20 protein-coding genes are annotated in these 23,257 nt (G+C 73.1%); 7 read left to right on the top strand and 13 right to left on the bottom strand.

The features are described 5' to 3' along the window. Window positions 1-17: 17 nt before the first annotated feature. Window positions 18-896, bottom strand: coding sequence for a DUF3152 domain-containing protein (locus ACFWPT_RS20610; protein ID WP_380483243.1), 879 nt, complete (start codon window positions 894-896; stop codon window positions 18-20). A 122-nt stretch (window positions 897-1,018) separates the two neighbouring features. On the opposite strand from ACFWPT_RS20610, the gene ACFWPT_RS20605 reads away from it, so the two are divergent. After that, window positions 1,019-1,438: a DUF3151 domain-containing protein gene (locus ACFWPT_RS20605; RefSeq protein WP_063348524.1), complete on the top strand. Its 420-nt coding sequence runs from the start codon at window positions 1,019-1,021 to the stop codon at window positions 1,436-1,438. A gap of 114 nt (window positions 1,439-1,552) precedes the next feature. Here ACFWPT_RS20605 and fbaA read toward each other — a convergent pair whose 3' ends face one another. Then, window positions 1,553-2,575, bottom strand: a complete 1,023-nt coding sequence (fbaA, locus tag ACFWPT_RS20600) for a class II fructose-bisphosphate aldolase (RefSeq protein ID WP_063348525.1) — start codon at window positions 2,573-2,575, stop codon at window positions 1,553-1,555. A 342-nt stretch (window positions 2,576-2,917) separates the two neighbouring features. Between fbaA and ACFWPT_RS20595 the strand changes: the two genes are divergently transcribed. Beyond that, entirely contained in the window at window positions 2,918-3,637 is a 720-nt protein-coding gene (locus ACFWPT_RS20595) for a DedA family protein (RefSeq protein ID WP_079135742.1), read from the top strand. 101 nt (window positions 3,638-3,738) lie between these two features. On the opposite strand, the gene pyrE is transcribed toward ACFWPT_RS20595, so the two are convergent. From pyrE to ACFWPT_RS20570, 5 genes are all read right to left on the bottom strand, one after another. Continuing rightward, complete coding sequence (gene pyrE, locus ACFWPT_RS20590) at window positions 3,739-4,275, bottom strand: orotate phosphoribosyltransferase (RefSeq protein ID WP_063348526.1); 537 nt, start codon at window positions 4,273-4,275, stop codon at window positions 3,739-3,741. A gap of 30 nt (window positions 4,276-4,305) precedes the next feature. Continuing rightward, window positions 4,306-5,289 (bottom strand): SRPBCC family protein, encoded by a 984-nt coding sequence (locus ACFWPT_RS20585; protein ID WP_380369822.1) that lies wholly within the window; start codon window positions 5,287-5,289, stop codon window positions 4,306-4,308. A 93-nt stretch (window positions 5,290-5,382) separates the two neighbouring features. Beyond that, window positions 5,383-7,017 (bottom strand): polyamine aminopropyltransferase, encoded by a 1,635-nt coding sequence (locus ACFWPT_RS20580; RefSeq protein WP_380369825.1) that lies wholly within the window; start codon window positions 7,015-7,017, stop codon window positions 5,383-5,385. Window positions 7,018-7,156: 139 nt separating this feature from the next. Next, window positions 7,157-7,687, bottom strand: a complete 531-nt coding sequence (locus ACFWPT_RS20575; protein ID WP_063348528.1) for a DUF2617 family protein — start codon at window positions 7,685-7,687, stop codon at window positions 7,157-7,159. 508 nt (window positions 7,688-8,195) lie between these two features. Next, window positions 8,196-9,611, bottom strand: a complete 1,416-nt coding sequence (locus tag ACFWPT_RS20570) for an amidase (protein WP_380483241.1) — start codon at window positions 9,609-9,611, stop codon at window positions 8,196-8,198. 91 nt (window positions 9,612-9,702) lie between these two features. Here ACFWPT_RS20570 and ACFWPT_RS20565 point away from each other — a divergent pair, with 91 nt between their 5' ends. Next, window positions 9,703-10,317 carry a TetR/AcrR family transcriptional regulator gene (locus ACFWPT_RS20565; RefSeq protein ID WP_380483239.1) on the top strand — a complete coding sequence of 205 codons (615 nt, stop codon included), beginning with the start codon at window positions 9,703-9,705 and terminating at the stop codon, window positions 10,315-10,317. Here the strand turns inward: ACFWPT_RS20565 and ACFWPT_RS20560 are convergent. The 4 genes from ACFWPT_RS20560 to ACFWPT_RS20545 form a co-directional block, all read right to left on the bottom strand. Then, window positions 10,297-11,457 (bottom strand): pyridoxal phosphate-dependent aminotransferase, encoded by a 1,161-nt coding sequence (locus tag ACFWPT_RS20560; protein ID WP_380483237.1) that lies wholly within the window; start codon window positions 11,455-11,457, stop codon window positions 10,297-10,299. The two genes, ACFWPT_RS20565 and ACFWPT_RS20560, sit on opposite strands and share 21 nt — an antisense overlap. Before the next feature lie 119 nt (window positions 11,458-11,576). Further along, window positions 11,577-12,134, bottom strand: coding sequence for a YbjN domain-containing protein (locus tag ACFWPT_RS20555; protein ID WP_063348532.1), 558 nt, complete (start codon window positions 12,132-12,134; stop codon window positions 11,577-11,579). Window positions 12,135-12,447: 313 nt separating this feature from the next. Then, window positions 12,448-15,054 (bottom strand): ATP-dependent chaperone ClpB, encoded by a 2,607-nt coding sequence (gene clpB / locus ACFWPT_RS20550; protein WP_380483235.1) that lies wholly within the window; start codon window positions 15,052-15,054, stop codon window positions 12,448-12,450. A gap of 80 nt (window positions 15,055-15,134) precedes the next feature. Next, window positions 15,135-16,085, bottom strand: a complete 951-nt coding sequence (locus ACFWPT_RS20545) for a LysR family transcriptional regulator (protein WP_363368328.1) — start codon at window positions 16,083-16,085, stop codon at window positions 15,135-15,137. Between the two features lie 70 nt (window positions 16,086-16,155). Here ACFWPT_RS20545 and ACFWPT_RS20540 point away from each other — a divergent pair, with 70 nt between their 5' ends. The 4 genes from ACFWPT_RS20540 to ACFWPT_RS20525 all read left to right on the top strand — a co-directional run bounded on the left by ACFWPT_RS20540 (window position 16,156) and on the right by ACFWPT_RS20525 (window position 20,916). Next, window positions 16,156-17,277 carry a TDT family transporter gene (locus ACFWPT_RS20540; protein ID WP_063348535.1) on the top strand — a complete coding sequence of 374 codons (1,122 nt, stop codon included), beginning with the start codon at window positions 16,156-16,158 and terminating at the stop codon, window positions 17,275-17,277. Window positions 17,278-17,854: 577 nt separating this feature from the next. Next, a complete protein-coding gene (locus ACFWPT_RS20535; RefSeq protein WP_063348536.1) occupies window positions 17,855-18,844 on the top strand; it encodes a LuxR C-terminal-related transcriptional regulator in 990 nt (329 codons plus the stop codon). A 90-nt stretch (window positions 18,845-18,934) separates the two neighbouring features. Then, on the top strand, window positions 18,935-19,939 hold the full coding sequence (locus tag ACFWPT_RS20530) for a LuxR C-terminal-related transcriptional regulator (RefSeq protein WP_380483233.1): 1,005 nt from the start codon (window positions 18,935-18,937) through the stop codon (window positions 19,937-19,939). Continuing rightward, window positions 19,939-20,916 (top strand): LuxR C-terminal-related transcriptional regulator, encoded by a 978-nt coding sequence (locus ACFWPT_RS20525; RefSeq protein WP_063348538.1) that lies wholly within the window; start codon window positions 19,939-19,941, stop codon window positions 20,914-20,916. The genes ACFWPT_RS20530 and ACFWPT_RS20525 overlap by 1 nt, the downstream gene beginning before the upstream one ends. Window positions 20,917-20,923: 7 nt before the next feature. Here ACFWPT_RS20525 and ACFWPT_RS20520 read toward each other — a convergent pair whose 3' ends face one another. Both ACFWPT_RS20520 and ACFWPT_RS20515 read right to left on the bottom strand, forming a co-directional pair. Next, a complete protein-coding gene (locus ACFWPT_RS20520; protein WP_063348539.1) occupies window positions 20,924-21,550 on the bottom strand; it encodes a hypothetical protein in 627 nt (208 codons plus the stop codon). Between the two features lie 547 nt (window positions 21,551-22,097). Beyond that, complete coding sequence (locus ACFWPT_RS20515) at window positions 22,098-23,105, bottom strand: hypothetical protein (protein ID WP_380369848.1); 1,008 nt, start codon at window positions 23,103-23,105, stop codon at window positions 22,098-22,100. Between the last annotated feature and the right edge of the window lie 152 nt (window positions 23,106-23,257).

Raw genomic sequence — 23,257 nt, 5'->3', positions numbered from 1 at the left:
GCGCTTCAGGGGGCGTCCTACGGCACCGACGGCCCGCTGAGGTAGGTGCCGTTCTCCGCGTACGGCCAGGCGTTCGGCTCGCAGCCCTTGAGCCCGTAGATCTGCTGCATCATCGCGGGCGCCGGCTTGCCCGGGCCGGGGCAGGTCTCGTGCCCGTGGCCTATCCGGTGGCCGACCTCGTGGTTGATGATCAGCGCCCGGTACTCGTCGAGCGGGCCGCTGAACTGCGGTGAACCGGTGTTCCAGCGCTTGGAGTTGACGAGCACCTGGTTGCCGACGTTGCAGTTCACCTCGCCGTGGGTGTCCAGGCCGGAGGCGCCGCAGATCCGGTCCACGGTGGCCGGCGAGGCGATCTTCACGGTGAAGTCGTACCCGCCGCCGGCGACCAGCTGGAAGCCGTTCTTGCGGTCGTTGGTCCAGCCGCGCTTGTCGCCGAGGAAACCGTGGATCTGGGCGGCGGCGGAGGCGGCGTCGATGCCTATGCCGTCCTCGACCTCCACCCGGTAGCGGCGCACGGTGCCGCGTCCGACCGGCTGGGCGGTGGCGGCGGCGATGCTGAAGGTGCCCGCGCCCTTGGCCGGGCCGGGGTCGGGCGTGGTGGGGGCGGGCGGCGAGGGCGGGGCGGGGGGCTCGCTCGGGGTGTCGGTCGGCGTCGGGGTCGGTGTCGGGCCGGCGGGCGAGGGGGCCTGTTCGGTCGGCGGGGCGATCCGCGCCTGGGCGGTCGGCCCGCCGTCGGGCGCGTCCGAGGAGCGGGTCAGCACGACCGCCGTACCGCCCAGCACCGCCACCGCCGTGACCAGCGCCGCGAGCATGCCGGGCCCGAGCCGGCGCGGCGGCCGGCGGCGTCGGCGGCCGCGGGCACTGCTGCTCCTGGCGGCGGATCTGGCTGCGGGCATGATCGACACCCTGACATGGCGAACGGGTGAATGTCCACATACCGGGTATGCAGGCGCCCGGCGGCCGCCGCCGATCCCGGGACGGCGGTTGACCCTGGCGTCTCGGGTGGCAGACTGCCTGCATGGCGATTCACCGGAATCTTCTCGACGGCCCCGACCCGACCCTTCTCCCGGAGGACGAGCAGCCCTACCGCATGCTGGCGGAGGAATCGGCCTCACCCACCCAGGTGGCCGCCGACTTCCCGACCTTCTGCCTCGCCTGGGCGATGCTCGCCGACGACGCCTACGCGGCCGGCCGCTACGTCGAGTCCTACGCCTACGCCCGCACCGGCTACCACCGCGGCCTGGACGCACTGCGTCGCAACGGCTGGAAGGGCCACGGCCCCGTGCCGTGGGAGCACCGCGGCAACCGCGGCTTCCTGCGCTGCCTGGCGGGGCTCGCACGGGCGGCCGGCGCGATCAAGGACACCGAGGAGGAGGCCCGCTGCTGGCAGTTCCTGAAGGACAGCAGCGCGGAGGCGTACGCGGAGCTGAAGCAGTAGACCCGCACGGCTGCTGAGGCAGCAGACCCACAACACAGGTGCGCCCCCCGGTGAAGTCCACCGGGGGGCGCATCCGCGTTCACACGGTGGCCGGGCTCAGCCCGGCCGCCGGGCTCACTTCAGGCGGTTGCCGGCCGATCGCAGCTGCTGCGCGGCCTCCAGCACGCGGGCGGCCATGCCCGCCTCGGCGAGCTTGCCCCAGGTGCGCGGGTCGTAGGTGTTCTTCTTGCCGACCTCGCCGTCGACCTTCAGCACGCCGTCGTAGTTGCGGAACATGTGGTCCACGACCGGGCGGGTGAAGGCGTACTGGGTGTCGGTGTCCAGGTTCATCTTCACGACGCCGTTCTCCAGCGCGGTGGCGATCTCCGCCGCGGTCGAGCCCGAACCGCCGTGGAAGACGAAGTCGAACGGGTCGGTCTTGCCGTACTGCTTGCCGATCGCGTCCTGCAGCTCGCGCAGCAGCTCCGGCTTCAGCACGACGTTGCCCGGCTTGTAGACGCCGTGCACGTTGCCGAACGAGGCGGCCAGCAGGTAGCGGCCCTTCTCGCCCAGGCCCAGCGCCTCGGCGGTGCGCACGGCGTCGTTGACGGTGGTGTACAGCTCGTCGTTGATCTCGTGCGTGACGCCGTCCTCCTCGCCGCCGGTCGGGGTGATCTCGACCTCAAGGATGATCTTGGCGGCGGCGGCCTGGGCCAGCAGCTCCTGGGCGATCGCCAGGTTGTCGGCGAGGGTCTCGGCCGAGCCGTCCCACATGTGCGACTGGAACAGCGGGTTCTGGCCCTTGGCCACGCGCTCGGCGGAGACCGCCAGCAGCGGGCGGACGTAGCCGTCCAGCTTGTCCTTCGGGCAGTGGTCGGTGTGCAGCGCGACGGTGATGTCGTACTTGGCGGCGACGATGTGCGCGAACTCGGCCAGCGCCACGGCGCCGGTCACCATGTCCTTGTTGTGCTGGCCGCCCAGGAACTCCGCGCCACCGGTCGAGATCTGGATGATGCCGTCGCTCTCGGCCTCGGCGAAACCACGCAGTGCGGCGTGCAGCGTCTGCGACGAGGTGACGTTGATGGCCGGGTAGGCGAACTTGCCCGCCTTGGCCCGGTCCAGCATCTCGTTGTAGACCTCGGGAGTTGCGATGGGCATGCGATCCGCTCCTGTCGGGTTGCGGCGTACGGACGGTGCTGTCCGACGCTGTGTACGCCTTCGGTACGACTCCGTGCCGGCCGCCGACGCGCGGCGCTGCGGTGTGGCTCTCCGGCACCAAGGTTCGAGCGACCTCCGCGGTACGGCAATGAGGGTGGTGTGCCGCTGCGGACCGGACGCCCGTGCCATCCTCCCAGACTCGTGCCCGCAGGTCAGCAGGAGCCCGCCAGTCGGACCGTCGCCGGCGACGACGCGGACGGCCCGCTCCTACGACGTTCGGCGGACACCGGATACACCTGCCGGGCGAAGCCTCCGGACAGAACGGCCAGCTATCCTGCGGCCGTGGACTACAACCAGCTGGCCGTCAACCTTCTCGACGCCAAATCACTGATCTCGTCCGTCGGCGCCATCGGGCTGATCGCGATCATCTTCGCGGAGACCGGCCTGCTGGTCGGCTTCTTCTTCCCGGGTGACTCACTGCTGATCATCGCCGGCGTCGCGGCGTCGAACGCCGCCTCGTCGGTGCTCGGCGACGGCGCCAAGCTGCCGATCGCCGTCCTGCTCGTCGGCGCCCCGGTGGCCGCGGTCGCGGGGGCCCAGCTCGGGCACCTGATCGGGGTCAAGGTCGGGCCGAAGATGTTCGACAAGCCCGAGTCGAAGATCTTCCGCCGCGAGTACGTGATGAAGGCGGAGGAGTACTTCAACAAGTTCGGGCCCGGCAAGGCCGTGGTGCTGGCCCGCTTCATGCCGATCGTCCGGACCTTCCTCAACCCGGTCGCGGGCACCCTGGAGATGCCCGCCCGGACGTTCTTCCTGTGGAACGTCGTCGGCGGCGTGCTCTGGACCGAGTCCATGCTGCTGATCGGCTACTTCTTCGGCGACGCGCTCGCCCCGGTGATCGACAAGTACCTGATCCCGGCGGTGCTGCTGATCGTCCTGCTCTCGATCTCGCCGATCCTGATCGAGGTCCTGCGCGAGCGCAAGAAGCGGAAGGCCGGCGGCGCCGTGGAGAGCACCGAGGCCGACGCCGTGCAGAGCGGCGGCCGCCACCGGCGCGGCTGAGCACCGGGGCTTCGCGCAGTACACGCGAAGGGGCCGGGTCCCGTCTCACGTTTCACGTGAAACAGGACCCGGCCCCTTCGTGCTGTCAGGTCCGGCCGGGCTCAGAGGCCCAGGTCGTCCAGGTCGTAGGCGGTCACGTACGGCAGGCCCTGCGCCTCGACCGCGGCCGCGCCGCCGCGCTCCACGATCACCGCGACGCCGACCACCTCGGCACCCGCCTCGCGCAGCGCCTCGACGGCGGTCAGCACCGAGCCACCGGTGGTGGAGGTGTCCTCGACCGCCAGCACCCGGCGGCCCTTGACCTCCGGGCCCTCGATCCGGCGCTGCAGGCCGTGCGCCTTGCCCGCCTTGCGGACCACGAAGGCGTCCAGCTCACGCCCGCGCGCGGCGGCGGCGTGCAGCATCGCGGCGGCCACCGGGTCGGCGCCCAGGGTCAGACCGCCGACGGCGTCGTACTCCAAGTGCGAGGTCGCGTCCAGCATCACCCGACCGACCAGCGGGGCGGCCTGGCCGTCCAGCGTGATCCGGCGCAGGTCGACGTAGTAGTCGGCCTCCTTGCCGGAGGAAAGGGTGACCTTGCCGTGTACGACGGCCTTGTCCTTGATCTGTGCCAGCAGGGCGTCGCGGTCGTTGCTCATGAGCGTCCAGTCTAGGCCCTCTCCCGCCGGTCAGCGCCGACGCAAGGCCCTGACCAGCACCACGGCGCCACCCAGCAGCGCGACCCCGCCGCCGATCACCCACGGCACCGCGCTGCGGCCGCCCGAACCCGGCACCACGATCCCGCCGGCCTCGCCGCCCCACCGGGACGCCGCCCGGGCCCGGGCACTGCGGGCCGGCAGCGCCGGGGCGTACCGCCCGCGCGGCGGCGCGTGGTCCACCTCCTCGGCCGAGCGGCCGACGATGCTGCGGCGCACCGGGCCGCCGCCCGCCGGTTCCTCCTCGTACTCGAAGAGCGGCTCGGCGGGGAGCTCCTCGGCGACGCCCTCCTCGGGCCCGTCCTCGTCGCCGCCGCCGGTGGGCAGGCCGAAGCGCTCGGCGTCGGCGTCGGAGAAGGCGATCAGGTCGGACAGGTCGTCGTCGAGGTCGTCGCCGGGCTGGTCCTGGTGCTCCTCGATGAACACCACGCCGGCGTCGGTCCCGGCCTCGGCTTCGCTGCCGGTCTCCGGGTCGCCCTCGCCGTCGTTCTCGCTCTCCGGCTCGGGCTCGGCGTCCGGGGAGGCGAGCGCGGTGGCGAACCGGTCCAGCAGGCGCCGCCCGGCGGCGTCGAGGGTCTCCTCGTCGAACTCGGTGAGCCGGCCGGTGGCGCTCAGGTCGCCGGTGAAGCGGACCACCGCGGTGCCGTCCTCGGCGCCGTCCGCGACGCTGACCCGGACGGTGGCGGTCGCCTCGCCGCTGCCGCGGGCCTCCTGGCCCTCGGCGAACACGGTCAGCACGCCCTCGCGTCCCTCGATCAGGGACAGCACGCCCTTGTACGTGATGGTGGAGCCGCCGATCCGCAGCTTCAGCCGGCCGCCGATCTCCTCCGCCGGCCCTGCGCCGACCGCGGCCGGTTCGGTGCTCAGCCCCGGCACGCTACGGGCCAGCAGAGCCGGATCCTGCAAGGCCTGCCGCACCAACTCGGCGGGCATCGGGACGACAACCTCATGCTCCATGTCAGGGAGCCTACCGACCCGACCCCGCCCGGTCCCTACCCACCGCCACCCGACTTCCCCGGGACCACCGGTGTCCCGCCCCGCGCCCCCGGCTCAGCGGGGGCCGAGCAGGGTGAGGGCGGCCGGGGGGTGGGCGGGGCGGAGGGCGGCGAGGCGGGTGGCGGAGCCGCGGAGCGCGTCGGGGGTGAGGGCGCGGGGCGGTGGGGCGTCGGGGGCGAGGGTGAGCGGGGGCCGGGCGGCGGCCGCGAGGAGGAAGGTCTGGGCGGCGCCCGGCGGGTCGGGGCGGCAACTCGCGGTGGCGCTACCCTGGACGGCGTACGGGACGGTCTGCAGCCCTGCCGTCCGCAGGCCGGACTCGATCGGCCAGAGGCCGCCCGGGTCGCCGCCGGCCCGGACGGCGACGCGGCCGCCGGGGGAGAGCAGCCGGGTGGCGAGGCCGTAGAACTCCTGGGAGTGGAAGGTGACCGGTCCGCCGTCGGCGGGCGCGGGCAGGTCGGCGAGCACCACGTCGTACGGTCCGCCGGTCGTGGCGCCGCGCAGCCAGGCCATCGGGTCGGCGGCGGTGGCGTGGACGCGCGGGTCGTCGAGGGAGTGGTCGGTGAGGGCGGCGAGTCCGGGGTCGGTGCGGGCGAGCCGGGGGAGCTCGGGGTCGGCGTCGACGAGCCGGACGGAGCGGACGCCGCGGTGCCGGAGCACCTCGCGCAGGGCGAGGCCGTCGCCGCCGCCGAGGAGCAGGACGCGGGCGTCCGGGCCGGCGGCCATCGCCGGGTGGACCAGGGCTTCGCTGCCGCGGTACTCGTCGGGTCCGCAGACGGTGAGACGGCCGTTCAGGTAGAGCCGGAGCGGGCCTTCGGCGGGGCCGGTGAGCACGATCTCCTGGGAGTGGCTGCGGGCGGCGAAGCGGACCTGGGCGCCGTAGAGGGCGTGCCGGGCGGCGCGTTCGATGGCGCCGGAGCCGGCGGCGGCCGCGGCGAGCAGGGCGAGGACGAGCGCGCAGCCGCCCCAGAGCAGGAGCCGTATCCGGGGGGCGGGTTCCTCGCGGAAGAGCCAGAGCACGACGGCGGCTCCGGCGACGGCGTTGACGGCGCCGGTGACGAGGGCGCCGTCGCCGGGCCCGAGGCCGGGGAGGATGAGGAAGGGGAAGGCGAGGCCGCCGATCAGCGCGCCCACGTAGTCGGCGGCGAAGAGGTCGGCGGCGGCGCGGCCGGCGTCCTCGCGCCGGATCCGCTGGATGAGGGTCATCAGGAGCGGGATCTCGGCGCCGATGAGGATGCCGATGAGGCAGGTGAGGCCGACCATGGCGGCCTGGTAGCGGCCGATCCAGGCCCAGCAGGAGTAGAGCGCGAGGACGGAGAGGCCGCCGGTGAGCGCGAGGGCGCATTCGACCAGGGCGAAGGCGGTGGCGGGCTGCCGGGTGAGGCGTTTGGCGAGGAGCGAGCCGAGGCCCATCGCGAACACCATGACGGAGAGCACGACGGAGGTTTGGGTGACCGCGTCCCCGAGCAGGTAGTCGCCGAGCGCCACGAGTTCGAGTTCGTAGACGAGTCCGCAGGCCGCACAGACGAACGCGGCGAGCAGGACGGTGAGGCGGGCCAGTCGGGGGTGGGAGCGCAGCCGGGACCGACGGCGGGCGGGCAGGGGGGCGAGGCTCCGCCCGGGCCGGGGTGGGGCGCCGTCGTCGAGGTCCACTCGCGAGCGGGCGGGTGGACCGGCCGGATGGTTGATCACGAACAAACGCTAGGGGACGTTCGGGACGGATAGCTGCGCCCATTCGACGGACAGTGCGGGACGCCGGATTGACGAATCGTTCCTGCGTGCGATTCATAGGCCATGGAGGGATCCGTGACCCTGGTCGGGCGGCCGGCGGTCATGCCCCGGACACCACCAGCGAGGAGCGGGTGCAGACCAGCCGGCCCTCCTGCGGGTAGGCGTGCCAGGTCCGCCAGAGCAGCCGGTCGGCGCCGCCCTGGGTGACCAGCGCGGTGAAGGCGCTCGGGTCGCCCGGGAACACCCCGGCCAGGCCGCGCGGGTGGCCCTCGACCAGGGCCAGCAGTTCCTGGGCGCGGGCCGCGAAGTCGTGCGGGGGCAGCGCCTCGATCCGGGCCGCGAACTCGTACTCCCAGCCGCCGACCTGCTTGGCCACCCGGGCCGGCAGCGGGGTGCGGCGGCCGGGCAGGCAGGCGACGGTCTCCAGGCACTCGCCGGGGCCGGCGGCGATCACCACCTGGTGCGAAGCGCCCAGCAGCCGCAGCTGGAGGGTGCCGGCCGTGGCGGGGTGGCCGCCTCCGTCGAGTCTCAGGTCGCGGACCGCGAGAGCGGGCAGCGGGTCGCCGCCCAGGCACCAGGCCAGGTCACCGGCGCGGGTGTCCGTGTAGGAGGTCTGCAGTGTGGTGAGCATGCTCGGCTCCGCGTTTCAGCTCCGTGCGCGCCCGCCGAGCAGCACCGAGTAGGCCTAGGCGATGGCGAGGCTGTTCGTGGCTGTGCGGCCCTGGGCGCGGCCGACCGTGGAAGGAGGGATTCCGGCTGGAGATTCAGCAGCAGAGAAGCATGAATACGCCGGGTCCGCCGGTGATTTACCCAACTTTGTCAAGCATTCACCGTTTCGAGCACACCTGCTTCCCGGCTCTGATCGACCCGGTGTGCGACTCTGCACAGCGCGCGCCCCTATGACCGGGTCGTGCGCCGTGCACGCTGGTAGTGCGCCGGGCACGCGCCTCGTGCGCCACCGCCCTGCACGCACCGGGCGGGCAGGGCGGTCGGAGCGTTCCGCCGAGGTTGAGGGAATTGCCTCACAGGCATCATTCAATCGTCAACCAGGTGTCAACCAGGCATGACTGTCAGGCGAGTTGAGGAAGTCCAGCCCGCTCGCCGGGCCATCATTGCTCCCCTCACGGCCGGGGGTCGATTCACGGCCGGGGGTCGATCGGCGCGAGGACCCCGAGCCGGTCCTCGACCGCCTGCGCCGCCTCCAGGCAGAGGTCCTCCCGGAACGCCCGCCCGACGAGCTGCACCCCGGTCGGCAGTCCGTCGGCCAGGCCGGTGGGCACCGCCACCGCTGGCAGCCCCGCGAAGCTGGTCACCTTGCACAGCCGCATCGCCGTGCGGACCAGCTCCCACCCGGCCGCGTCCCGGGACTCGATGCCCGGCTCGACCGGCGGTTCGGTGAACACCGGTCCGAGCAGCAGCGGGTACTCGTCCAGGAATTCGGCCCAGGAGCGGCGGATGCCCAGCCAGCTCCCCATCAGCTCCATGAGCTCGGCGGCCGTCGCGGGCGGGGTGCGGGCCATCGTCAGCTCGATGTAGCGGTCGCCGCCCGGGCCGAGCAGGGAGCGTACGGCGGGCCACTTGGGCGCGAACTCCGTCATGGTGATCCGGTCGCACACCTCCAGGGCCTCGTCGAGCCGCGGGACGTCCGCCACCTCGCGCACGTCGTACCCGGCGTCCCGCAACGCCGCCGCCGCGCGCTCGACCGCGGCCCGGACGGTCGGGTGGACGCCGTGGCCGCCCGGATCGGCCACCACCGCGACCTTCACCGGCCCGGGCAGCGGCTCGCCGTAGCGCGGCAGGGGCAGGGCGCGAGGGTCGCGCGGATCGGGGCCGGCCAGCACCTCGTAGGCCAGCCGGAGGTCGGCGACGCTCCGGGCGAGCGGGCCGTCGGAGACCAGCCACTGGGAGGCCGGCCCCGGGTCCTGTGGCCCGAACGCGCGGTGGTCGGCGGGGAAGCGGCCGCTGGACGGGTTCAGCCCGGCGACCCCGCAGAACGAGGCCGGGACGCGGATGGACGCGCCGGAGTCGTTGCCGAGCCCGAGCGCGGCCAGGCCGGTCGCGACGGCCGCGCCGTCACCGCCGCTGCTCCCGCCCGGGGTGCGGCCGCGGTCCCACGGGTTGGCGGTGTCGCCGTAGAGCTCGCTGCGGGTGTGCATCCCGGCCAGGATCATGGTGGGCATGTTGCTGTGCCCGATCGGTACGGCCCCGGCCGCGCGCAGCCGGGCGACCGGGGGAGCGTCGGCCCGCGCCACCAGGTCGCGGAAGCGCGGCACCCCGAAGGTGGTGGCCACGCCCTCGATGGCGGTGGTCTCCTTCACGGTGAACGGCACGCCCGCCAGCGGGCCGGGGTCCTCGCCCGCGGCCAGGCGCCGGTCGAGCTCCTGGGCCTGTGCCCGGGCGCGCTCCGCCAGGACCTGGGTGACGGCGTTCACCTGCGGGTTCACCGCGCTGATCCGCTCCAGGTGGCTGTCGAGCAGTTCGACGGCCGAGACCTCTTTGCCGCGTACCGCCGCCGCCTGCGCGGTGGCCGTCAGTCGCCACAGGGCGTCCTGCATGACGTACTCCCCTCCTCGTTCCGATGCGCTCGTATCGGTACCGTAGCCTGGGAACCGATACGAGTGCATCGAATAAATCGGAGGGGAGCCCGTGCCCAGACAGGTGGACCACGACGGCCGACGCCGACGGATCGCCGAGGCCGTCTGCCGGCTCGCCGACGAACGCGGCCTGGAAGGGGTGACCCTGCGCGACGTGGCCGACCGCGCGCAGGTGTCGACCGGCGCCGTCCAGCGCTGCTTCCGCACCAAGGACGAGATGCTCCGCTTCGCCCTCGGCCACGTCGGCGAGCAGATCACCGCCCGGGTCCAGGCGTACCCCGCCGACGACCCGGCGCCCTCGCCCGCCGCCGCCCTGGCACACGCGGCCGCCGAGGTGGCGCTGCTCGGCGACGGACAGCGCTCCCAGGCGCGGGTCTGGCTGGCCTTCGTCGCACAGGCCGCCGTCGACGAGCGGCTGGCGGGCCCGCTGAACGCCGACTACGCCGCCCTGGAGGGCCTGTTCGCCCGGCTGATCGCCGAGGCCTCGCCGGCGGCCGGGCCGGACGCCGCCCGGGAGGCGAAGACGCTGCTGGCCCTTGCCGACGGGCTCACCGCGCACGTCCTCGTCGGCCGCCTCACCGCACCCGAGGCCCGGGCGATCCTGAACGCCCACCTGTCCGGCCTCGGGCGGCGGCCGGGCGACGGCTCAGAGGCGCTGGAGCCGTGACACCGCTTCCTCCAGCACGGAGTCCTGCTTGCAGAAGGTGAAGCGGACCAGGCTGCGGCCGGCCTCGGTGTTGTCGTAGAAGACGGCGTTCGGGATGGCGACGACGCCGCAGCGCTCCGGCAGGGCGCGGCAGAACTCGATGCCGTCCTTCTCGCCGAGCGGGGTGATGTCGGTGGTGATGAAGTACGTGCCCTCGGGGGTGAACACCCGGAAGCCGGCCGCGGTGAGCCCGTCGACCAGCAGGTCGCGCTTGCGGAGCAGGTCGGCGCGGAAGCCGTCGAAGTAGCTGTCGGGCAGCCGCAGCGCCTCGGCGACGGCGTACTGGAAGGGGCCGGCGCTGACGTAGGTGAGGTACTGCTTGGCCGTGCGGACGGCCGTGACCAGGGCCGGGTTCGCGGTGACCCAGCCGACCTTCCAGCCGGTGAAGGAGAAGGTCTTGCCGGCGGAGGAGATGGAGACGGTGCGCTCGCGCATGCCGGGCAGGGCGGCGACCGGGTGGTGGGTGGCGCCGAAGACGAGGTGCTCGTAGACCTCGTCGGTGACGACCAGCAGGTCGTGTTCCACGGCGAGGGCGGCGATGCCGGCCAGCTCGTCGGCGGTGAGCACGGTGCCGGTCGGGTTGTGCGGGGTGTTGATCAGCAGCAGGCGGGTGCGCGGGGTGATCAGGGTGCGCAGTTCGTCCAGGTCGGGGCGGAAGTCCGGGGCGCGCAGGGTGAGCGGGCGGCGGGTGGCGCCGGCCATGGCGATGCAGGCGGCGTAGGAGTCGTAGAAGGGTTCGAGGGCGATCACCTCGTCACCGGGCTCCAGCAGGGCGAGCAGAGTGGCGGCGATGGCCTCGGTGGCACCGGCGGTGACCAGCACCTCGGTGTCCGGGTCGTAGGAGAGGCCGTGGAAGCGCTGCTGGTGCTCGGCGATCGCGGCCCGCAGCTCCGGGATGCCGGGGCCGGGCGGGTACTGGTTGCCGCGGCCGTTCAGCACGGCGTCGGCAGCGGCCCGGGCCACCGAAGCCGGGCCGTCGGTGTCGGGGAAGCCCTGGCCGAGGTTGATCGAGCCGGTGGCCGTGGCCAGGGCCGACATCTCGGCGAAGATGGTCGTCCCCATACCGGCCAGTCGGCGGTTCAGCAGCGGCCTGTTGCCCATCGGTGGCTCCTCACGCGTCGTCGTCGGCCCCATCCTGGGTCAGCCGGGGGCCGGGGACAAGGACGGCCCGACCACCTGGGGCCAAGTGGTCGGGCCGTGCGCTCGCAGGGCGGGCAGGGTCACGCCTCGTTGGTGCCCTCGGGGGTCTCGCCGTCCTCGCCCTCGATCTCGTTCTGCAGGCCGAGGCGCTCGACGATCCACTGCTCGAAGCCGACGGCGGCCTGGGTCCAGTTGGCGGTGGTGGTGACGAAGTAGTCCAGGTTGACGCCGGTGCCGACGATCATCTGGGCCTCGCCGATCAGGCGGACCACGCCGTCCTCGTGGGTGTGGGTGTAGACCTTGGGCCAGAGGGTCTCGCGGTTCCACTCGTCGATGAGGTCGAGGATCTCGCCCTTCTTCTCCAGCGGGTACGCGCGGTCGTAGAAGGCGCGCACCGCGAAGAGCTCCTTCTGCTCGCCGCGGAACATGTAGTAGACGCGGAAGCCCTCCCAGGGGGCGGTGAGGTCGCCCTCCTCGTCCACGACGTGCTTGAGCTGCATCTGGTCCAGCAGCTGGGTCACCAGGCCCTGGTCCGGGACGATGATCGGCGGCGGGCCGGCCGGCCGCCCCTGGTCGCCGGGCTGGCCGCCGCCCTGGGGCGCGCCGAACGACGGGATGGACGACGGGTCGATGCTCATGGGGTCCTCTTCCTCAGTGCACGTGGTGGCCGGCAATGAGAGGCCGCCCTTTCCACTTCCCATCCTGCCTCATCCGGGGCCTGCCTCACAGGGGCACCCGGCCACGCGTCGATCTTCGTCCGGGGCGCTCCCGACGCCCGCCGCAAGCGGTGATGGTGACGGAGCGTGTCCGGCTGGAGGGCCGCCGAGGCCGGGGCGCCGGCGGGGCGCGGCGGGGTGCGACCGTGGCCGAGTGTGCCGTCAACTGTGCTGTGCGGCAAGGGTGTTGACCGGGCCGCCCGCATGACAGTGCGGGCGGCCCGGTCTGGTGGTGCTACTTCTCCAGCAGTCCGCGGCTGCGGACGGTGAGGCGGTCGCCCTCCTCGTCCCGCTCGACCAGGACGGTGTCCCCGTCGTGCACCTGGCCGGACAGGATGGCCCGGGCCAACTGGTCGCCGATCGCGGACTGGACCAGCCGGCGCAGCGGGCGGGCGCCGTACGCCGGGTCGTAGCCGGTGAGGGCCAGCCAGTCGCGGGCGGCCTCGGAGACGTCCAGGGTGAGCCGGCGCTCGCGCAGCCGGTCGCCGAGACGGGCCACCTGGAGGTCGACGATCCGGCTCAGCTCGGCGGTGCCCAGCGGGTCGAAGACCACGATGTCGTCCAGCCGGTTGAGGAACTCGGGCTTGAACGTGGCCCGGACGGAGTCCAGCACCAGGGCCTTCTTCCGGTCCTCCGGGGTCGCCGGGTCGACCAGGTACTGACTGCCCAGGTTGGAGGTGAGGATCAGGATCGCGTTGCGGAAGTCCACCGTGCGGCCCTGGCCGTCGGTGAGCCGGCCGTCGTCCAGCACCTGGAGCAGGACGTCGAAGACCTCCGGGTGGGCCTTCTCCACCTCGTCCAGCAACACCACGCTGTACGGGCGGCGGCGCACCGCCTCGGTGAGCTGGCCGCCCTCCTCGTAGCCGATGTACCCGGGCGGGGCGCCGACCAGGCGGGAGACGGAGTGCTTCTCGCCGTACTCGCTCATGTCGATCCGGACCATGGCCCGCTCGTCGTCGAAGAGGAAGTCGGCCAGGGCCTTGGCGAGTTCGGTCTTGCCGACGCCGGTCGGGCCGAGGAAGAGGAACGAACCGGTCGGGCGGTCCGGGTCGGCGATGCCGGAACGGGTGCGGCGCACCGCGTCCGAGACCGCTCGCACGGCCTCCGCCTGGCCGATCAGGCGCTCGCCCAACTCCTCCTCCATGCGCAGGAGTTTGGCGCTCTCGCCCTCCAGCAGGCGGCCGGCCGGGATGCCCGTCCAGGAGGCGACCACGTCGGCCACGTCGTCCGGGCCGACCTCCTCCTTCACCATCGAGGCGGAGGCGTCCTGGTCCGCCGCCCGCTCCTGGGCTTCGGTGAGCTCCGTCTCGGCGGCCGGGATCTCCGCGTACATCAGCTTCGAAGCCCGCTCGAAGTCCCCGTCGCGCTGGGCCCGTTCGAGCGCGCCGTTCAGGTCGTCCAGCCGCTCCTTGAGCTCGCCGACCCGGTTGAGGCTCTTCTTCTCCTGCTCCCAGCGCGCGGTCAGGGCGCTCAACTGCTCGTTCTTGTCGGCGAGATCGCGCCGCAGTCGGGCCAGCCGGTCGATCGAGGCGGCGTCCGACTCCTTCTCCAGGGCCAGCTCCTCCATCCTCAACCGGTCGACGGAGCGCTGGAGTTCGTCGATCTCGACGGGGGAGGAGTCGATCTCCATCCGCAGCCGGGAGGCCGCCTCGTCGACCAGGTCGATCGCCTTGTCGGGCAGGAAGCGGGAGGTGATGTAGCGGTTGGACAGGGTGGCCGCGGCGACCAGTGCGGCGTCCGCGATCTGCACCTTGTGGTGCGCCTCGTAGCGGCCCTTGAGACCGCGCAGGATGGCGATCGAGTCCTCCACGCTGGGCTCGCCGACCAGCACCTGCTGGAAGCGGCGCTCCAGGGCCGGGTCCTTCTCGATCCGCTCGCGGTACTCGTCCAGCGTGGTGGCGCCGACCATCCGCAGCTCGCCGCGGGCCAGCATCGGCTTGAGCATGTTGCCGGCGTCCATCGCGGAGTCGCCGCCGGCGCCCGCGCCGACCATGGTGTGCAGCTCGTCGATGAAGGTGACGACCTGGCCGTTGCTCTGCTTGATGTCGTTCAGGACGGCCTTCAGCCGCTCTTCGAACTCGCCGCGGTACTTGGCGCCCGCGACCATCGCGCTGAGGTCCAGCGAGACCAGCCGCTTGCCGCGCAGCGACTCCGGCACGTCGCCGGCGACGATGCGCTGGGCCAGGCCCTCGACCACCGCGGTCTTGCCGACGCCCGGCTCGCCGATCAGCACCGGGTTGTTCTTGGTCCGGCGGGAGAGCACCTGGACGACCCGGCGGATCTCCTGGTCCCGGCCGATCACCGGGTCGAGCTTGCCGTCCCGGGCGGCCTGGGTCAGGTCGGTGCCGTACTTCTCCAGTGCCTTGTAGGTGCCCTCAGGGTCCGGAGAGGTGACCCGGCCGCTGCCGCGCACGTCCTTGAACGCGGCGAGCAGGTCCTTCGCCGTCGCGCCCTGCTGCGCCAGCAGTTCGGCGACCGGCCCGCCCTCGGCGGCCAGGCCGACCATCAGGTGCTCGGTGGAGACGTACTGGTCGTCCAGGTCGTCGGCGCGCTTGCCGGCCTCGGTGAGCACCGCGAGGGTGTCCCGGGCGAGCTGCGGCGCGGCGACCGTCGAGCCCATCGCGCTGGGCAGGGCGGTCAGCTGGCGGCGGGCCTCGGCGTCGATCCGGGTGACGTCCGCCCCGACGGCCTCCAGCAGCGGCCGGGCGATGCCCTCGGGCTGCTCCAGCAGGGCGATCAGGATGTGCACCGGCTTGACGTCCGGGTTCCCGGCCGCGCCCGCCTGCCGGATCGCGGCGGACAGGGCGTCCTGCGTCTTGGTGGTGAACTTGCTGGCGTCCACTGCTGGGGGGTCCTCCCTCGTCGTCCTTCAATGCTGCTACGTACAGCATGCACTAAGTTGAGTCTACTCCGCTCAAGTTTTTACGCCCGTTCCGCGCGTTCCGTGCGTTCCACCCGCTGCGCGCGGGGCACCTGGCGGGTCAGCCCCAGCAGCTCCCGGGCCGGCCCGCTCGGCCGCTGCCCGGCCGGCCACACCGCGCGCAGCGGCCGCCGCAGGTCCAGCCCCTCGGCCAGCGGGACGGCCACCAGCCGCCGGACGGCCAACTCCTCCATCACCGCCAGCTCGCTCAGGCAGACCGGCCCGGCCCCGGTCATCGCCGCCGCCTTCAGCGCGGTGGACGAGGCCAGCTCCAGCCGGGGCCGCACCGCGCCCCCGTACGGCGCCAGCGCCATCTCCAGCACCTCCCGGGTGCCCGAGCCCGACTCGCGCAGCACCAGCGGGGTGGCGGCCAGCTCCGGCCCGGTCAGCGGCGTCCGGCGGCGCGCCCACGGGTGGCCGGGCGCCACCACGACCACCAGCCGGTCCGCCGCCACCACGGCGCCGGCCAGCCCGGGCGGGGTGGACGGGCCCTCGACGAAGCCGAGGTCGGCGTCCCCGGCCAGCACGTGCCCGGCGACCTCCGCCGAGTTCGCCGTCCGCAGCGTCACCGCCGTGCCCGGACTGGCCTCGGCCAGGGCCAGCAGCCAGCCCGGCATCAGGTACTCGGCGACGGTCAGGCTGGCCACCACCCGCAGCTTGGCGTCCCGCCGCTCGCGCAGCGCGTCGATCCCGGCGTCCAGCGCCTGCGCCGCCTCCACCACGTGCCCGGCCCACTCGACCACCAGCCGCCCCGCCACGGTCGGCCGACTGCCCCGGGGGGAGCGCTCCAGCAGCGGGACGCCGATCTGCCGCTCCATGCCCTTGATCCGGGCGCTGGCGGTCGGCTGGCTCACGCCCAGTTCGGCCGCGGCCCGCCCGACGCTGCCCAGCCGGGCCACCGCGAGCAGCAGTTCCAGGGCGCCGAGCTCGGGGACGCGGGGGGAGAGGGCCATAGGTCCAGGCTATGTCCTCATAGAGCCCGCGGCGCTACCGGAGCCCGGCCCGGGGCGGCACGGTGGAACCATGTCCACCTTGGCCGATGCCCGCCCGCTCACCCGCCCCTCCCGTTCCTCGCTGCGTGCCCGCCTCGACCTCGCCCAGCTCGGCCCCAACTGGTACGCCGCCGTCATGGGCACCGCGATCCTGGGCAACGGCGCGGCCGTCCTGCCGCTGCGGCTGCCCGGGCTGATCGGCTTCGGCGAGGTGATGTGGGCGCTCGGACTCGCCGCCCTGCTGGTGCTGGGCGCGGCCCGGCTGGTCCACCTCACCCGGCACCGCGAGGCCGCCCGCACCCAGCTGCTGGACAACCCGGCCACCGCCGTCTTCTACGGCTGCCCGCCGATGGCCCTGCTCTCGGTCGGCCTCGGCACCCTGCTGCTCGGCTCCCGGGTGATCGGCACCGGCCCCGCGGTCGCCGTCGACGCCGTGCTGTGGGGCGTCGGCACCCTGTACGCGCTGGCCGTCGCCGGCGGCATCCCGTACCTGATGATCACCCGGCACCCGGTCTCCGCCCTGGAGGCCAACCCGACCTGGCTGCTGCCGGTGGTCGCCCCGCTGGTCGCCTCCGCCACCGGCCCGGCCCTCATCCCGCACCTGCCGGCCGGGCTGGCGCAGCAGACCATGCTGTACGCCTGCTGGGCCCTCTTCGGGATCGGCCTGCTGGCCACCCTGGTGCTGCTGCCGGTGGTCTTCACCGGGCTGTTCCACAGCAAGCTGCCCACCCTGGTGCTCACCCCCTCGCTGTTCCTGGTGCTCGGCCCGCTCGGCCAGTCCGTCACCGCCGTCCACCAACTCGCCGACGCCGCCCGCCCGGTGCTGCCCGCGCTGGCCCCAGCCATGCTCCCCTTCGCCGAGCTGTACGGCGTCGCGGTGCTCGGCGTCGCGATGCTCTGGCTGGCCGTCGCGCTCACCGCCAACCTGCGCGCCCGCCGGGCCGGCATGCCGTTCGCGATGACCTGGTGGGCGTACACCTTCCCGATCGGCACCTGCGTCACCGGCGCCTCCGCGCTCGCCCGGCACACCGGGTTCGGCGGCTTCACCGCGATCGCCACCGGGCTCTACCTGCTGCTGGCCACCGCCTGGGTGCTCGCCGCCGGCGGGACCGCCGCCGGGCTCGCCCGCGGACGGCTGCTGGCGCGTGCCTGACGATTCCCGCCGCACGCCGCCGTTGCAGGAACCCGCACCCGCGGCCCGACCGCGCGCGGCCGACCGACCGTACGGGCGGGTGCCTCCCGCGAGCCCCGCTGGCCTCGGCCTTTACCGGAATCCGTCCCGCCGCTCGACCCCGCCCGCCCCACCCGCCGTGCAGATAGCTGCAATTGCGCGAACCTGCACTCGGGCGACACTTGTTCACCGGCCGTCACACTGTGAGGGTGGAGTCACGCCAGGCCGACCGGGCACCGCAGCCCGATGGTGGCGACTTGCTCTTCGAAACTGACCACGGGTGCAACGTCCCGCACGCGTGAAACGGGGGGGAAGAGCGCCGGTCGGGGCGCCATGTGTGGTGATGGCCCCCGGAACCGGAGCCGTCGAGGCGTTGCTGCTCCGCCTCGACGGAAGCGCCTGGGCATGGGCGTAGCGACGGTGGCCCCCGGGCCCCCGGAGTGCGACGGCACCCGGACCCCGGAGGCCGCCGTCAGCCCGGTACCGTGACCGCCGAGCCCCGCGCCGGACGGCGCGACGGCGGCAACGAGGGAGAAGCGTCCGGCAGGGAGTGTGCGACGTGACGGTGGAACCGGCGGTCGCGCCGCAGCACGGACAGCCCCCGGGCGAGGAGCCCGACGAGGCCGCCCGGCAGTTCTACCTGGCGATCCTCGCCCGGGGCGGACGCATCCCGTTCGCCGACACCCCGGACGCCGACCAGGCCGCGCTCCAGCAGCTCGTCGACCTCGGCCTGCTCATCGCCAACCCGATGGACCACTGCTACACCGCCATCAGCCCACGCTCCGTCACCGACCGCCTGGGCGCCGAACTCCGCAGCGAGGCGACCAGGCTGCTGGTCCGCGCCGAGAACCTCCCCGGCGCCCTCGACGGCCTCACCCGCGCCTACGACGCGATGCCCCGGCCCTCCGGCCGGGCCGGCGGCGCCGTCCACGTCGAGGGCCACGTCCACATCCGCCAGCGGATCTCCCAGCTCGCCTCCGACTGCCGCTCCGAAGTCCTCGCCGCCCAACCCGGCCACCGCCCCGCCGGCACCCTGCAAGTCGCCCTCCTCCAGGACGTCCACCTGCTCCAGCGCGGCTGCTCCCTGCGCACCATCTACCAGCCCGTCGCCCTCGCCGACCCGCCCGCCCTCGCCTACGTCGAGGAGGTCACCCGGCACGGCTCCCTCATCCGCGTGCTCGACGAGCCGTTCCAGCGGCTGCTCGTCTTCGACCGCGCCGTCGCCGTGATCTCCGCCAACGACGACAACAGCACCGCCGCCTTCATCACCGACCCGGCCGCCATCACCTTCCTGGTCGGCGCCTTCGAACGCGACTGGGCCCGCGCCGAAACCGCCGACACCGCCGCCACCCTCGGCCCCACCCGCACCGTCCCCGACCGGATCGGCCGCCTCCTCGCCCGCGGCCTCACCCAGCGCGCCGTCGCCACCCGCCTCGGCCTCAGCGAACGCACCGTCGCCGCCCACATCTCCCGCCTCCGCGACCGCCACGGAGCCCAGACCCTCTTCCAACTCGGCTGGCTGATGAGAGGCGCCCGCGATGACCGATGAACCCGGCCCCGCCGAGCGCGCCCCCGCCGACCGGCCTGCCCTCCGCCCACACCCTCTTCCACCTCGGCCGGCAGCTCCGGGGGGAGCCCCATGACCGACCCGTCGACCTGCCCCCTGCCCGACTCCCCGCTGCCCGACGACGCCGCCCGGGCGCTGTACCTCGCCGCCGTCGGCAACGGCGGCATCCTCCGGGCGGCCGACCTGGCTCCGGGTGACGAACCGGTCCTGGGGCGGTTGCTCGACCTCGGACTGGTCGTCCCGAGGGTCGAGGACGCGGCCTACGCCGCGGTGAACCCGCGTGTCGTCATCGGCCGGATCGGCTCCGAACTGCGTTCCACGGGTGGCGAATTGCTGGCCAGGGCGGACGAAGCACCCGAGCAGTTCGCCGAGTTGGCGCAGGCCTTCGACGTCACGCCGCGCCACCCCGAGTGCTCCGTCGAGGTCACGTACGTGCACGGCTTCGAGCAGATCCGCCTGCGCCTGGCCCAACTCGACGCCGAGTGCTCGCAGGAGATGCTGGCCGCCCAGCCCGGCGGGGCCCGGCCCGTCGAGGGGCTCCCGGACGCCCTCGACCGGATGCGGCGACTCGCCGAGCGCGGCGGCACCGTCCGGGGCATCTACGAGCCGGCGGCGGCCGCCGATCCGGCGACCGCAGCCTTCGCCGCCGCGGCCGCCGAGGTCGGCTGCCGGTACCGGGTGCTGGGCGAGCCGTTCCGGCGGGTCCTGATCTACGACCGGAAGGTGGCCGTCATCCCCGCCGCGTCCGACAACAGCCGCGCGGCCTTCGTCGAGGACCCGGTGGTGGTCGACTTCATGGCCGACGCCTTCGAACGCGACTGGCAGCGCGCCGCCCGGGTCCGCTGGGCCCGTGGCCCGGAAGCCCCCGAGCCGGCCGACTCCCTGCCCGACCAGGTCGGCCGTTTCCTCGCCCAGGGCCTCACCCAGCGTGCCATCGCCACCCGCCTCGGCCTGAGCGAACGGACGGTGGCCGGTCACATCGCCCGGCTGCGCGAACTGTACGACGCCGAGACGCTCTTCCAGCTCGGCTGGCAGCTCCGGTCGGCGGCCGACGCCGCCCGTCGGCGGGTGCCGTGATGCACGGGCGCGGCACCGGGCGGCCCGACCAGGCCGCACACGACCTGTACCTGCGCATCCTCCGGCACGGCGGCTGGATCGACCGGGCCGAGGTGGCCGACGCCGACCGGCCGGCCCTGGAACACCTGCTCGCGCTCGGGCTGCTGCTCGCCCGGCCCGAATCCGACGTCTGCACCGCCGTCAACCCGCGTACGGTCGGCGACCGGATCAGTGCCGAGCTCCGGGCCGAGGGCACCCGGCTGCTGGTCCAGGCCGCGCAACTCCCGCAGGCCCTCGACGACCTGACCAAGGCCTACGACACGGCCCCGCGCCCGACCGACCGTGCCGGTACGGTGCATCACGTCCAGGGCCTCGGCGCGGTCATCCGGCGATTCGCCGAGGTGGAGGCGGACTGCCGCCAGGAGATCCTCGTCGCCCAGCCCGGCCGGCCCCGCCACGCCCACCAGTTGGAGGACGCCCTGGAACGGATCGGCCGGTTCTGCGGCCGGGGCGGCCGGATCCGGGTGATCTACGCACCCGGCGCCGTCCGGGACCAGGCGACCGCCGACCACACCGCCCGCGGCACCGAACTGGGCGCCCGCTTCCGGGTCCTGGCCGAGCCGTTCCGCCACCTGCACATCTTCGACCGCCGGATCGCCGTGCTCCAGTCCGCCGACGACCTCCGGAGCGCGACCTTCATCGAGGATCCGGCGACCGTCGACCATTTCCTGGCCGTGTTCGAACGGGACTGGGCCCGCTCCGGCCGCCTCCTCTGGAACCCCGACCAGGCGTCCGCTCCCGAGTCGACGGCCCACGAGCAGGTCGGCCGGCTCCTCGCCCAGGGCCTCACCCAGCGCGCCATCGCCGGCCGCCTCGGTCTCAGCGAGCGGACGGTGGCCGGCCACATCGCCCGGCTGCGCGAACTGCACGACGCGGAGACGCTGTTCCAGCTGGGCTGGCAGCTGCGGGGAGCCCGGACGGGGGAGCCCGATGGGTGAGCGCTGGTCAGCCGGTGGCGGCGCTGGTCGGCCAGTAGCCGGCCCGGCCGACGACGGGGGGCTGCTGCCGGGGGACGTTGAACTGCTCACCGGGGGCGGTCCAGAAGCCCTCGCGCAGGGACAGCGCCATGCCGGCCCAGTCGAGCGCGGTCTCCACGGTGTGGTTGAGGGCCTCCTGCGACCAGGTGTCGTCGAAGACCAGCGGCAGGACGGGGGCGACCTGCTCGATGGTGGCGATCAGCGGGTTGTGCGTGATGGCCTCGTCGACGAGGAGGACGATCGGCTTCCGCAGCGCCGACGCCCACCCCAGCTCCAGGCTCACCCCGGCCGACAGCGGCGCCCCGACGTAGGCGAACACGAGGTCCGCGGACTGCAGGGCCCGGAAGTCGGACGGCACCCGGGGCTCCGGCGCCTGCCCGGCGACGGTCCAGGCATCACTGTGGTGCGCGCTGTACACGGCGGCACCGCTGCGGAGCAGGGTGGTGCGGAGCGTCGTCAGCCGCGTCCGGCTGGCGAGCGTCACCACACTGTCCGCGGGCCCGGTCAGCCGCATCAGCGGCGCGGCCAGGAACACACGCGCACGCCGGCCCTCGGGGGTCTGTCCGGCGTGCTCTCGCAGGTAGGGCTCACTCATTGTCGACTCCGGGGATAGGTGCCAACCAGGCCGATCGCCCCGTTGGGTGGTGACTATCGGAATGCTGCTGTGCATTCGTTGTGGTCGAAACGAACTAGTCATGGACATGTTGTTTGTGGTGTCCCCGTCTTCCCCCTCCCGCGAGAGGGGTTGGGGAGTGCACTGATCGTCTCTGTCGACCGTCGCCACCGTCCACAGAGCCGTGGTGTCATCTCGATGCCTGGCAGAGAGATGACGCACTGGGGTAGCAGGCCCCCTGGCTTCCGGCATGGGCTTGCGGCATTATGTGGCAGGTTGTTCGAAACAATGGCTGGGTACCCGCGCCAAGTCTTAAACAAAGAGAGGGGGCACCATGTCTCGGATACGCCGGGTGGTGCGATTTGTCCTGGTTCCAGTCGTTGTGGGTCTGGCGCTTTTCATCGGGAGCGGTTCGAGCCCGGCTGACGACACGATCTGGAACATCGGGGTTTCCCACGATGCGGCAGCGCCTCAGACCATGGCGCTGGCCAATGACACGATCTGGAACTGAGACCGCCGCGACGCTTGGTCAGTGATAGCTGTCGGAGTCGGTCGGAACGCTGTTCCGGGCCAATGCGTACCCGAGTTGGAACAGCGACTCGACATTGTGCTCGTCGCGCATCTCGGCCAGGTGCCGCGCGAGCGTCCGTTCGCTGATGCCGAGTCTGCGGGCGATCACTCGGTGGTTCACGCCTTCGAGCATGAGGTCGATGATCGTCTGCCGCATCCCGGAGACCACCTGCTGCGGAACGGCGCGCGCGCCGTCGAAGTCCAGCGCCCGGCTCCAGTTCCGCTCGAAGATCTCGCTGATCAGGTAGCTGATGACGGCCCGATCGTGCACGAAGGCGGCCAGATTGAGGTCCTCGGCGATGGGGATGACCGCGATTCGGCGATCGATGACGATCAATCGCGTGTAGGGCTCCTCCAGCGTCCGGAACCGTCCGCCGGCCTTGGTTATCGTGGCCACGTACTCCCTGGTGGGAGCGTGGTACCGGGTGCTCGGGTGGTAGATCGTCCTGAGCGTGATGCCCAGGCGGAGGGCTTCGAGGTCGCGGGCGAGGATGCCGGTGAGCGCCTCGGACGGGCGCGGCCCGCCGGGTTGGGCGGCGAGGATCTCCTCCGAGGCGCTGGCGACGATCTGCTGCACCCGCTGGTTGATCAGCACCTTTCCCCGCACGTACTCGATCGCGCCGCCGGCCTGCTCCGGTGAGTGGTAGGCGGCCGTCAGGTCGTGGAGATCGGTGGCGAGGGCCGACGCGCGGGTGAGCAGGTCGAGTGCCTGGCGCTGCCAGGTCACGGAGAGGCTCTCGGACAGCTGCTGAGGGTCGACCGCGACGAGGACACCGGGTTCGTCGGTGTCGGCGACCAGAAGGCCTATCGCCACCAACTCCTCCTGGGCCCCGCCCGCCTTGGCGAGGTCGGAGTCCTTCGGAAACCGCCCGTTCTCGCGGATGACCGCCAGATACAGCTCCCGCGCTTCTTTCGAGAGGACGGAGGGCCCAATCGCGGCGGTACCGGGCTGTTCTCGTCCACTCATCTGCGGGCTCCTTGCCGTGGCCGTGTCTGCACTACCTGCCGGGCACCAATACCGGAATCGCAGTGCAGCATGCCAGATCGGGTGGCATCGGTGAGGGCGGCCAGATTTGTTCGACAGCACTCTCTCACCACGATCAAGCCGCCGGCACCCCC

Origin of the sequence: Kitasatospora sp. NPDC058478 (assembly GCF_042720345.1) — a bacterium.
GTDB lineage: Bacteria > Actinomycetota > Actinomycetes > Streptomycetales > Streptomycetaceae > Kitasatospora.
Note: the sequence above shows the minus strand (reverse complement) of the source record. Positions and strands in the feature narration are given on the sequence as shown.